Origin of the sequence: Erythrobacter colymbi (genome assembly GCF_002155685.1) — a bacterium.
Taxonomy (GTDB): domain Bacteria; phylum Pseudomonadota; class Alphaproteobacteria; order Sphingomonadales; family Sphingomonadaceae; genus Erythrobacter; species Erythrobacter colymbi.
Genome location: NZ_MUYK01000002.1, coordinates 652,970 through 663,597, shown reverse-complemented (window position 1 = coordinate 663,597; position 10,628 = coordinate 652,970). Strand labels below are relative to the sequence as shown.

Annotated in this window: 10 protein-coding genes; 7 read left to right on the top strand and 3 right to left on the bottom strand. The window is 67.3% G+C overall.

What is annotated here, in order from left to right; all coding sequences use genetic code 11:
• Positions 1 to 103 precede the first annotated feature (103 nt).
• Both BZF57_RS06495 and BZF57_RS06490 read right to left on the bottom strand, forming a co-directional pair.
• Positions 104 to 1,897, bottom strand: coding sequence for a DEAD/DEAH box helicase (locus BZF57_RS06495; RefSeq protein ID WP_086735840.1), 1,794 nt, complete (start codon positions 1,895 to 1,897; stop codon positions 104 to 106).
• Positions 1,898 to 2,171: 274 nt separating this feature from the next.
• A complete protein-coding gene (locus BZF57_RS06490; RefSeq protein WP_086735838.1) occupies positions 2,172 to 3,134 on the bottom strand; it encodes a threonine ammonia-lyase in 963 nt (320 codons plus the stop codon).
• A gap of 122 nt (positions 3,135 to 3,256) precedes the next feature.
• Between BZF57_RS06490 and BZF57_RS06485 the strand changes: the two genes are divergently transcribed.
• Genes BZF57_RS06485 through BZF57_RS06465 form a run of 5 tightly spaced genes read left to right on the top strand, consistent with a single transcriptional unit; the run spans position 3,257 to position 7,523 of the window.
• Positions 3,257 to 4,483 carry a saccharopine dehydrogenase family protein gene (locus BZF57_RS06485; RefSeq protein WP_086735836.1) on the top strand — a complete coding sequence of 409 codons (1,227 nt, stop codon included), beginning with the start codon at positions 3,257 to 3,259 and terminating at the stop codon, positions 4,481 to 4,483.
• Positions 4,473 to 5,018 carry an O-acetyl-ADP-ribose deacetylase gene (locus BZF57_RS06480; RefSeq protein ID WP_276206600.1) on the top strand — a complete coding sequence of 182 codons (546 nt, stop codon included), beginning with the start codon at positions 4,473 to 4,475 and terminating at the stop codon, positions 5,016 to 5,018. The genes BZF57_RS06485 and BZF57_RS06480 overlap by 11 nt, the downstream gene beginning before the upstream one ends.
• A gap of 20 nt (positions 5,019 to 5,038) precedes the next feature.
• Entirely contained in the window at positions 5,039 to 5,983 is a 945-nt protein-coding gene (locus tag BZF57_RS06475; protein WP_240505873.1) for a peptidyl-alpha-hydroxyglycine alpha-amidating lyase family protein, read from the top strand.
• Positions 5,980 to 6,330, top strand: a complete 351-nt coding sequence (locus BZF57_RS06470; RefSeq protein WP_086735830.1) for a DMT family protein — start codon at positions 5,980 to 5,982, stop codon at positions 6,328 to 6,330. The genes BZF57_RS06475 and BZF57_RS06470 overlap by 4 nt, the downstream gene beginning before the upstream one ends.
• Positions 6,330 to 7,523, top strand: a complete 1,194-nt coding sequence (locus BZF57_RS06465; RefSeq protein ID WP_086735828.1) for a carboxynorspermidine decarboxylase — start codon at positions 6,330 to 6,332, stop codon at positions 7,521 to 7,523. Before BZF57_RS06470 ends, BZF57_RS06465 begins: the two co-directional genes overlap by 1 nt.
• On the opposite strand, the gene BZF57_RS06460 is transcribed toward BZF57_RS06465, so the two are convergent.
• Positions 7,520 to 8,503 (bottom strand): DUF3137 domain-containing protein, encoded by a 984-nt coding sequence (locus tag BZF57_RS06460; protein WP_086735826.1) that lies wholly within the window; start codon positions 8,501 to 8,503, stop codon positions 7,520 to 7,522. The two genes, BZF57_RS06465 and BZF57_RS06460, sit on opposite strands and share 4 nt — an antisense overlap.
• Positions 8,504 to 8,570: 67 nt before the next feature.
• On the opposite strand from BZF57_RS06460, the gene BZF57_RS06455 reads away from it, so the two are divergent.
• Both BZF57_RS06455 and BZF57_RS06450 read left to right on the top strand, forming a co-directional pair.
• Positions 8,571 to 9,110 (top strand): LemA family protein, encoded by a 540-nt coding sequence (locus BZF57_RS06455; protein WP_206073203.1) that lies wholly within the window; start codon positions 8,571 to 8,573, stop codon positions 9,108 to 9,110.
• A 228-nt stretch (positions 9,111 to 9,338) separates the two neighbouring features.
• Positions 9,339 to 10,544: a type III PLP-dependent enzyme gene (locus BZF57_RS06450; RefSeq protein ID WP_086735822.1), complete on the top strand. Its 1,206-nt coding sequence runs from the start codon at positions 9,339 to 9,341 to the stop codon at positions 10,542 to 10,544.
• The last annotated feature ends 84 nt before the right edge of the window (positions 10,545 to 10,628 follow it).

The following is a 10,628-nucleotide window of genomic DNA, read 5'->3' as shown; positions in this document are numbered from 1 at the left end:
GTGGGCACTCGGTCGGAGGTGGAGCGACGCGGCCTATCACCGCACCGCTTAAGACCGTGTAACTTCGTGACTAACCCGAGTTCAAGTGCCCCTTTGCCCCCCCTCAGGGCTGCTTGAACTTGCGCTTGTGCTTGTGGTGGGCAGGCTTGCTCGGTTTCTGGCCCGGTTTCTGGCCGGGCTTGGGACCCGCGCCGGGCTTGGCGAAGCCGCGTGCGGGCGGCTTGGCCTTGACGAAGGCGTTGTCGGCGCTGCTGCGCGAGGGGCGGCGCTGGCGGTTGGTGCGTGCCGCCTCGCGCGGGCCGGCGTCGGAGCGCTCGATGTGAACCACTTCCTCGTCACCCTGCGCCTCGGCCGTGCGCGCGGCGGAGGCCGCATACTTGTCGGCGATGGCGCGGGGAATCTGGAAGTAGGTCTCGGCCTGCCCGATGCGGATCGCGCCGATCTCGTTACGGGTGATGTGCCCGCGGCGGCAGATCAGGGGCAGCAGCCAGCGCGGGTCGGCCCCGACGCTGCGGCCGATGTCCATGCGGAACCACACGGTGTCCTCGAAGCCGGGGCGGTGGCGTTCCTTCTGCGCTTCGCTGGTGTTGGCGGCGATTTCCTCAGGCTCGGGCATCCGCGCGCGGTGCGCCTGGACGAGCATCGCGGCGATATCCTCGGGGCTGCGTTCCTCGAGCAGCTGGTGGGCAAGCTCGCGATCGGCTTCGTCGAATTCGGTCGGGGCGAGCAGCTTGCCCAGCAGGCGCTCGCGGTCGCGGTGGGCGATCATTTCGCGGTCGGGCACGTCCTGCCACTCGGCATTGATCCGCGCGCGGTTCAGCATCGCATCGACCCGCCGGCGGGCGGAGAAGGGCACGATCAGCACCGCGATCCCCTTGCGCCCTGCGCGCCCGGTGCGGCCCGAGCGGTGCTGCAGGGTCTCGACATCGCGGGGGATTTCAACATGAACGACCAGGCTCAGCGTCGGCAGGTCGATCCCGCGCGCGGCGACATCGGTGGCGACGCAGACCCGGGCGCGGCCATCGCGCAGGGCCTGAAGTGCCTGATTACGCTCGGATTGCGAATGTTCGCCCGAGAGCGCCACGACCGCAAAGCCGCGCTCCTGCAGGGTCGCGTGCAGGTGCCGCACCTTCTCGCGCGTGGCGCAGAACAGGATTGCGGTTTCCGCCTCGTGGAAGCGCAGCAGGTTGACCACCGCATTCTCGACCTCGGGCGGGGAGACGGTGACCGCCTGATAGGCGATATCGCCATGCCCGCGGTCGCCTTCGGAGATGGTGGCGATGCGCAGCGCCTCGTGCTGGTAGCGCCGGGCGAGGGCTTCGATCGGGCGCGGCATTGTGGCCGAAAACAACAGGGTACGGCGCGTTTCTGGCGTCGCGTCGAGGATCGCTTCAAGCTCTTCGCGGAAGCCCATGTCGAGCATTTCGTCCGCCTCGTCGAGCACCGCAACGGCGAGCTGCGAGAGATCGAGCGCCCCGCGCTCGAAGTGGTCGCGCAACCGGCCCGGGGTGCCGACCACGATGGCGGGGCCGGAGTGGAGCACCTTGCGCTCGGCCGAGGGGTTCATGCCGCCGACACAGGTCGCCACGCGGGCGCCGGTGCGCTGGTAGAGCCATTCGAGCTCGCGGCTGACCTGCAGGGCGAGCTCGCGGGTGGGGGTGATGACGAGCGCGCGCGGCGCTTCGACGAAGCCGATTTTCCCTTCCGAACCAAGCAGTTCCGGCACCATCGCAAGGCCGAAGGCAACCGTCTTGCCCGAGCCGGTCTGGGCCGAGACGACCAGATCGCGCCCCGCCGCTTCGGGACGCAGCACCTCGGCCTGGACGGGGGTGGCAGCGGCATAGCCGCGCTCGGCAAGGGCGGCTTCGATGGTGGCGGGCAGGGCGGGGAATGTCATGGGGAGGCAAACTCGTCGGGAACGGCGCAAGAGGCCCGTTGCGGTAGGCGCGGCTGTTCCGGGTAATAAGAGGCGAAAAGCCGACAAGGCCCGCCTGTGCGAGGGCGCCCCATACGCGCATTCCGCGTTTTTGGCGCGCGAAAACTTCGCAGATGCGAAATTCGCCGTGTTTCACGTGAAACCCTGTCGCTAACCCTCCGCGAACAGGGGTCTGGACGGGTCTGGCGGGGGTCTGGAGGGGGTCTGGCGGGCGCTGGCGCGCGGCGAGAGCCTGTCAGGACGCCCCTGCGATCGTCGCCGCGAAGGCCGCCGGATCGGCATTGCCGCCGGTGAGCATGATCACCGTGTCCGCATCCACCGGCACCTTGCCCGCCAGCGCCGCCGCCAGCGCCGCCGCGCCGCCGGGTTCGACCACCAGCCGCAGGTTGGCAAAGGCAAAGCGCTGCGCCGCGCGCACCTCCTCGTCGGTGACGGTCACGCCCGGCTCTGACCGGCCACGCAGCACCGCGAGGTTGATCGGCTTGGTGACATTGGGCTGGAGCGCGTCGCAGATCGTCTTGGGCGCATCGGGCGCGGCATGGACAAGCTCGCCCGCGGCCAGCGCCTGCCCGACCATGTCCCAGCCCACCGGCTCGACCGGATGGACCGCGCTCTCCGGCGCCCCGAGCGAAAGCCCGGCGGTCAGCCCGCCGCCCCCGCAGCAGGCGACAATGCGCGAAGGCGCATGGCCGAGCTGCGCGGCGATCTCGATCGCGGCGCTGCCCTGTCCCTCGATCACCCAAGGATCGCCGAAAGCGTGCACCAGCGTGCCGCCGTTCTGCGCAATCAGCCCGGCGGCCACCGCATCGCGGTCCTCTCCGGGGCGTTGATAGAGCACCACTTCGGCCCCCAAAGCCTTCGTGTTCGCCAGTTTCACCTCGGGCGCATCATGCGGCATGACGATGGTCGCGCGGATGCCGAGCCGCCGCGCGCTCCACGCCACACCCTGCGCATGGTTGCCCGATGACACCGCGACCACGCCGCCCGCGCGCTCTTCCGGCGTCAGGTTCGACAGCCGCCACCACGCGCCCCTGATCTTGAACGAGCCGATAGGTTGCAGGTTGTCCGCCTTCACCCACGCGCGCACCCCGCCGATCTCGACGGGGAGCAGCGGGGTCGGCGGAAGGATCGCGGCCACGGCCCGCGCAGCAGCGCGCACCCCCTCGGCGGTCGGCATTTGCATTTCAGTCTGGATCATTTGTCCCGTCGGCTGCGTTGGATGTTTGTCGGTTGCATTGCCCCGTCCCGAAAACCGGTTCCCACTTTTCGGGGCAATGCTCTAAGGCGCGCGCAAGATTCGCATTACGAAAGGTTCTGATCATGTCGGCAGCAAAGTCCAGCACCGTCCTTGTCATTGGTGCGGGCGGGGTCAGCTCGGTCTGCGTCCACAAGATGGCGTTCAACCCGGACATCTTCCCCGAAATCCACCTCGCCAGCCGCACCAAATCGAAGTGCGACGCCATCGCCAAGAGCGTCAAGGAACGCTGCGGGCGCGATATCGCCACCTACGAGATCGACGCCGAGGAAGTCCCGGCGATGGTCAACCTGATCCGCAAGACCGGGGCGGGCCTCGTGGTCAACCTCGCGCTGCCCTATCAGGACCTGCCGATCATGGACGCCTGCCTCGAAGCGGGCGTCGATTACCTCGACACCGCCAATTACGAACCCAAGGACGAGGCGAAGTTCGAGTACAAATGGCAGTGGGCCTACCAGGAGCGCTACAAGGACGCTGGCCTGATGGCGCTGCTGGGTTCGGGCTTCGATCCGGGCGTCACCAGCGTCTTCACCATGTGGCTCAAGAAGCACAAGCTGAAGACCATCCGCCAGCTCGACATCCTCGATTGCAACGGCGGCGATCATGGCCAGCACTTCGCGACCAACTTCAACCCCGAAATCAACATCCGCGAAGTGACCGCCCCGGCGCGTCACTGGGAAAACGGGGAGTGGGTGGAGACGCCCGCCATGTCGAACAAGGTCGCCTTCGACTTCGAAGCCGTCGGGCCGAAGAACATGTACCTGATGTATCACGAGGAGCTGGAAAGCCTCGCCAAGTTCGTCCCCGAGCTCGAGCGCGCGCGCTTCTGGATGACCTTCGGCGACCAGTACATCACGCACCTCACCGTGCTCCAGAACGTCGGCATGACGAGCATCGAGCCGGTGCGTTATCAGGGGAAGGACATCATCCCCCTGCAATTCCTCGCCGCGGTGCTCCCCAAGCCCGAGACGTTGGGCGAGACCACCAAGGGCAACACCAACATCGGCGTGATCGCGACCGGCGAGGCCTTGGATGGCTCGGGTGAGAAGACGTTCTACATCAAGAACATCTGTTCGCACGAAGCGGCCTATGAGGAGACCGGCAATCAGGCCGTGAGCTACACCACCGGCGTGCCTGCGATGATCGGCGCGGCGATGATGGTGAAGGGCGATTGGCAGGGCGAGGGCGTGTTCAACATCGAACAGCTCGACCCCGATCCCTTCATGGCGATGCTCAACGCACACGGCCTGCCGTGGACCGTGGAGGAGCTGCCGGGGCCGGTTGGGTTCTGACGCCTTGCTGATCGGCTCCACCACGATCGAGGTCGTCACCGGCAACATCGTGACGATGCCCTTCGATGCCATCGTCAACGCCGCCAATTCGTCGCTGCTGGGCGGGGGCGGGGTGGACGGCGCGATCCACCGCGCGGCGGGGCCGGACCTTGTCCATGAGTGCCGCCTCTTGGGCGGATGCAAGACCGGGCAGGCCAAGGTCACCAAGGGCTACCGCCTGCCCGCGCGCCACATCATCCACACGGTCGGTCCGGTATGGCGCGGCGGCACCAATGGCGAGCCGGATCAGCTCGCAAGCTGCTATCGGGAAGCGCTGACCCGCGCCCGTGAGATCGGCGCGCGCAGCATCGGCTTTCCGGCGATCTCGACCGGCATCTACGGCTATCCGCTTGCCGCGGCGGCCGACGTGGCTGTTGCAACCGTTGTCGCCGAAATGCGCGCGCACCCGGCGGATTTTGACCGGATCGCGCTGGTCTGTTTCAATGCGGAGGCAGCGTCGGCTTTCGGCGCGGCGCTGGAGAGCGGGGCATGTTGAAGACAAAGCGGGCGGGTTTCATGGGCGCCGCCATCCTGCTCGCGCTCGCCGCCTGCAATCCCGCGCCGCCGCCGCGTGAGGAGGTGCCCAAGCTCGCCGTCGATGCCGGGTGGCCGACCATCCCGGCGGGCGCCAAGTTCGGGGAGGTCAGCGCCGTCGACGTGGACGGTGAGGGCAACGTCTGGGTGCTCCACCGCGCCGGGCGCAAGTGGGCCGAGCCCTTTCCCAAGGAGCCGATCCCCGAGCCCACCGTGTTCAAGTTCTCGCCCGAGGGCAAGCTGCTGGCGGAATGGGGGGCGGGGGTGTTCGTCATGCCGCACGGCATCTCGATCGCACCGGATGGCAAGGTCTGGATCACCGATGTGGCGCGCGAGCAGGTGATGCGCTTCTCCCCCGAAGGCGCGCTCGAGCTGACGCTGGGCGAGCAGGGGGTGACGAGGCAGGACGCCAGCCATTTCGGCCGTCCCGCCGACGTCGCCTTCCTGCCCGGCCGCGTGCTGGTCGCCGACGGCTATGTGAACACCCGCGTCGCCGAGTTCGCCCCCGACGGCGCATTCCTCCGCGACTGGGGCGACTTCAAGGTCGCGCACGCGGTCGCGGTGGACGACCGGCACATCTACGTCGCCGACCGCGAGCATGCGCGGATCGCGGTCTACGACCATGGGGGCAAGGAGGTCGCCAGCTGGCCTTCGCCTGCGGGCAATCACACCTACGCGATCAAGCCCCTGGGCGGCGGGCGGCTGCTTGCGGTCGAGGGCCGCGACGGGGCCGACCGCAACGGCGCGATCCTGCGCATCTACAGTGCGGACGGGAAGGTCGAGGCCTCCTTCGACATCGGCCTGCCCGGCGAGGACGCGAGCCTCGGGCACGACCTGGCGCTCGACGGCAAGGGCCATGCCTATGTCACCGACGTCAATGGCGGGCGCGTGGTGCGCGTGACCCTGCCGACGGGAGCCGCCAAGTGAGCCTCGCCGCGCTCTGGCCGATCCTGCTGCTGGCCGGGTCGAGCATCGTGATGAACGTCGCGTGGTATTACCACCTCAAGCAGCCCTCGCTCGGGATGCTGGCGGCGATCGGCCTTGCCTGGGGGATCGCGCTGCTGGAATATTGCCTTGCCGTGCCCGCCAACCGCATCGGTATCGCGCATTATTCGCTGCCCGAGTTGAAGACCATGCAGGAGGTCCTATCTCTCGCGGCCTTCGTTCTGGTGGCGTGGGCGCTGTTCGGCGAGACGCCGACGGTGAGCCAGATTCTCGGTTTCGCCCTCATCGCCGGGGGCGCCTACATGATTTTCAGGAGTCCTTTCGGCTGATGCAGACCAAGGCCGGTGATCCCGGGGCCTTTGCCCATTTCGACCTGTCGCGCGTCGACAGCCCCGCTTTCGTGGTCGATGCCGCACGCCTGCGCGCCAATTGCCGGGTGCTCGCCGCCGTGCGCGATGCCGCCGCAGCCGATGGCGCGGACATCAGGGTGTTCGCGGCGCTCAAGGCCTTCTCGATGTGGTCGGCCGCGCCGATCATCGGCGAGTATCTCGACGGCGTCTCCACCAGCGGCCTGTGGGAAGCGCGCCTCGCGAGCGAGTTCTACGACGGCGAGATCGCGACCTATTCCGCCGCCTTCAAGCCCGAGGAGATCGAGGAGATCTGCCGCCTCTCCGACCACGTGATCTTCAACTCGCCCTACCAGCACCAGCGCGCCCGGCTGATCCTCGAACAGGCGGCGGCGAACGGCGCGCCGGTCAGCGTGGGCCTGCGCATCAACCCGCAGGTAGCGACCGGCGAGGTCGCGAAATATGACCCCTCGGCCCCCGGCTCGCGCCTCGGCTTCCCGCTCGACCAGCTCACCGAGGAGCACATGGAGGGGGTCGAGGGGATCCACTTCCACAATCTGTGCGAACAGGATTTCGAGCCGCTGAAGGCCACGTGGGACCGCGTGTTCGACGTGATCGAGCCCTATTTCGGCCAGCTCAAGTGGATCAACATGGGCGGCGGGCACCACATCACCCGCGCCGATTACCAGCGCGAGGAGCTGGTCGAATTCCTGCGCGACGCGGCCGAGGACACCGGCTGCCAGATCATCCTCGAACCCGGCGAGGCGGTGGCGCTCGATGCGGGGATTCTGGTCGGCACGCTGCTCGACACCCATTTCAACGAAATGCCGGTGGGCATCACCGACATCTCGGCCACCTGCCACATGCCCGACGTGCTCGAGGCGCCCTACCGTCCGGCGATGCTCGGCGAACTGACCGACGAGGCCATGATCCCGATCCGCCTCGGCGGGCCCTCGTGCCTCGCGGGTGACGTGATCGGCGACTACCGCCTCCCCGTCGCGGCCGAGCCGGGGGCGCGTTTCGCCTTTCTCGATCAGGCGCATTATTCGATGGTCAAGACCAACACCTTCAACGGCGTCGCTCTGCCGTCGATCTGGATGTGGGACTCCGAGACCGACGCGCTCGATTGCATCAAGCGCTTCGACTACGAAGACTTCCGCGACCGGCTGAGCTAGAGATCGACCCGCGACTGCGGCCCGGGTTCGATCACCCGCCCGCGCTCGTTCTGGTTGATCGCGAGCGCCAGGCCCGCCAGCGCGCCGAACTGGCGCTGGGCGCGTTCGGCCTTCTCGCGGTCGGCGGCGGCGTCCATCCCGCCGCTTTCGAACAGGTTGCCCGCCTCGATCGCGATGATCACCTCGCCGCCGATGAACAGCGCCCGCAGCTCGCGCGCCTCGAACGCATCCTCGAGCCGCAGCAGGTGTTCGACATAGGAGGGGTGGACCAGCACCCGCGCCTCGACCTGATCGTCGGAATAGAGCGCGAAGGTTTCGGCAAAGGCGGGGTGGACCTGATCCACGCGGTCGAGCCGGTGGCCCTCGAAGCTCACGTGATCGCTCGCCCCGCCAAGGCCCAGCCACTTTCTGTGCTTGCCCGCGCGTTCGAGCAGGGTGGTCGAATGGAACGGGCGGCCGAAGCCCATGCGGATGATCGGGCCGCGGAACACCGTCACCCAGCGGCGGTTCTTGCCCGACCCGCGCTCCTCCTCGAGATGCGCCTCGTAGAGATCGAAGCCGTGCCCCTCGAGCGTGCCGTACCAGCGGTCCTCGAAGTCCGAACGGTCGTATGAAGGCAGCAGGCCATAGGTGCGCGCGGCCTCGAACTCGGTGCCGGGTTCGACCTCGGGGGAATAGGCAAGGCCGTAGCTGGCGGCGATGGCGGAATTGATGCCGACCTTGATCGCCTGCGTCGCGGCCGAGATCGGGCGGTAGCCCCACCAGATGCCGCCCGCGACCCCGCCCAGCGACACGATCGGCGCGATCGGGGTTTCGGCGGCGGGGCTGAACCACAGGAAGGCGAGCAGCGGCATGAGGATCGCCGCGCACCACACCCAGCGGCTGGTCGCCTGCTTCTTTGCGCTCTCGCGCATTTCATTCTGGCCGGCCAGCCAGTCGGCCAGACCACCGGTCATCAGGCCATCAATGTCGGTGCGCATTGCCTCTCCCGCGCGATTCTTTAACCAGTGTGAGCACAAATATCCGGCTCAGGTAAAGGGGATGCATATGGTTTGGGTGCTTGTGGTGTTCGTCGGGGTGGCGCTGCTGGTGGTGATCGGGATCTACAACCGGCTGGTCGGCCTCAGGCAGAGCGTGCGGCAGGGCGTCGCCGATATCGACGCGCAGCTGCGCCAGCGGCACGACCTCATTCCCAATCTGGTCGAGACGGTGAAGGGCTATGCCACCCACGAATCCGAGACACTCGAAGCGGTGATCGCGGCGCGCAATGCAGCGGCGCGCGGGCAGGGAGGCGAGGCGCAGCTGCGCGGTGCGCTCGACAACCTGCTGGCGCTGGGCGAGGCCTATCCCGACCTCAAGGCTTCGGCCAACTTCCAGTCGCTCCAGGGCGAGCTTGCCGATGTCGAGGACAAGCTGGCCGCCGCGCGCCGGGCGCTGAATGCGGCAGTCGCCCGCTTCAATGCCGCGCGCGAATCCTTCCCGGCGGTGCTGTTTGCGAACATGCTCGGATTCGCCGAGGCCGATTTCCACCGGCTCGACGCGAGCGAGCAGGGAACGGTCGATCAGGTGCCGCGCATCGGCTTCTGATTCCGGCTGCGAATGGGGCGGAAAACCGCGTGTTTTCCGTCACATTCCTGTCGTCTTTTCAGGGGTGTCTTCGAAAAGTAACATTTCGCCCGCGCGGGGTGCATTTTTCGTTTGCATTCCCCCCCCAAAGCCCTATCTGCGCGCTTCCGCTGCCCCAAGGGGACTTCCAAACCGCAAGGCAGCTTGTCGTTTTATGGTTCAACAGAGCCGTTTTGGGGGTCCCTTGAGTTGCACATCTATCCTGACGCACTGGCTGTAGTCCGCGACCTCCGTCCGGACGAACCCGTCATCCTCAACCGCCCGCACGCCGCGCGGCGCGCCGCCCGTTTCTTCGTCGAGAAGTTTCCGGGCAAGGTGCTCTATGCGGTCAAGGCCAACCCCGCGCCGGACCTCATCCAGGTCCTGTGGGATTCGGGCGTGACCCATTTCGATGTCGCCTCGATCACCGAGGTCCGGCTGGTGCGCGGCATCCTGCCGCAGGCCGTGCTGTGCTTCATGCATCCGGTGAAGACCCCCGCGGCGATCAGCGAAGCCTATTTCGAGCACGGCGTGCGCACCTTCAGCCTCGACACCTACGAGGAGCTGGAGAAGATCATCGACGCCTGCCGCAACCGCGCGACGGGCGAGGCCCCGCGCGACCTGCGTCTGTGCGTGCGCCTGCGCGTGTCGAGCGAGTATTCGGAGCTGTCGCTGGCCAGCAAGTTCGGCTGCGACCTGATCGAAGCGCCGCAGCTGCTCCAGCAGGCCCGCCAGCATTGCGACTGGCTGGGCGTGTGCTTCCATGTCGGCAGCCAGGCGATGACGCCGTTCGCCTTCGTGCAGGCGCTGGACCGCACCCGTGCGGCGATTGCCGAGGCTTCGGTCGTGATCGACATGATCGACGTGGGCGGGGGCTTCCCGAGCGCCTATCCGGGGCTCGAGCCGCCGCCGATGGAAGATTACTTCGCGATCATCGCCAAGCACTTCGAAAGCCTGCCGATCGCCTACAATGCCGAGCTGTGGTGCGAACCCGGCCGCGCGCTGTCGGCCGAGTATTCCTCGATGATCGTGCAGGTGAACAAGCGCCGCGGCGAGGAGCTCTACATCAATGATGGTGCCTATGGCGCTCTCTACGATGCGGCCCATGTCGCATGGCGCTTCCCCGTGCGCGCGCTCGAGGACGACCTGATCGAGGAGGAGGCGGATTTCGCCTTCTACGGCCCGACCTGTGACGATGCGGACTACATGAAGGGGCCCTTCGCGCTCCCCGCCGACATCCAGGCCGGTGACTATATCGAGATCGGGATGCTCGGCGCTTACGGCGCGGCGATGAAGACCGGCTTCAACGGCTACGGCAACGCGGTCGCTGTGACCGTGCAGGACGAGCCGATGATGAGCCTGTTCAACGGCACCCGCGTGCGCGAGGCGACCGACAACGTCGTCAGCTTGCGCTGATCCAGCTATCGCCGCTCTGCCTGTGACGGGCAGGGCGGCGCTTGCTGCTCTCCTCCATTCCCCTCCCTCTCAATAAGGCCGTTG

Bases quoted from the DNA above. Each gene is read 5' to 3' on its own strand.
- BZF57_RS06495 (WP_086735840.1), bottom strand. From the start codon at position 1,897: ATGACATTCCCCGCCCTGCCCGCCACCATCGAAGCCGCCCTTGCCGAG.
- BZF57_RS06490 (WP_086735838.1), bottom strand. From the start codon at position 3,134: ATGATCCAGACTGAAATGCAAATGCCGACCGCCGAGGGGGTGCGCGCT.
- BZF57_RS06485 (WP_086735836.1), top strand. From the start codon at position 3,257: ATGTCGGCAGCAAAGTCCAGCACCGTCCTTGTCATTGGTGCGGGCGGG.
- BZF57_RS06475 (WP_240505873.1), top strand. From the start codon at position 5,039: ATGGGCGCCGCCATCCTGCTCGCGCTCGCCGCCTGCAATCCCGCGCCG.
- BZF57_RS06465 (WP_086735828.1), top strand. From the start codon at position 6,330: ATGCAGACCAAGGCCGGTGATCCCGGGGCCTTTGCCCATTTCGACCTG.
- BZF57_RS06460 (WP_086735826.1), bottom strand. From the start codon at position 8,503: ATGCGCACCGACATTGATGGCCTGATGACCGGTGGTCTGGCCGACTGG.
- BZF57_RS06455 (WP_206073203.1), top strand. From the start codon at position 8,571: ATGGTTTGGGTGCTTGTGGTGTTCGTCGGGGTGGCGCTGCTGGTGGTG.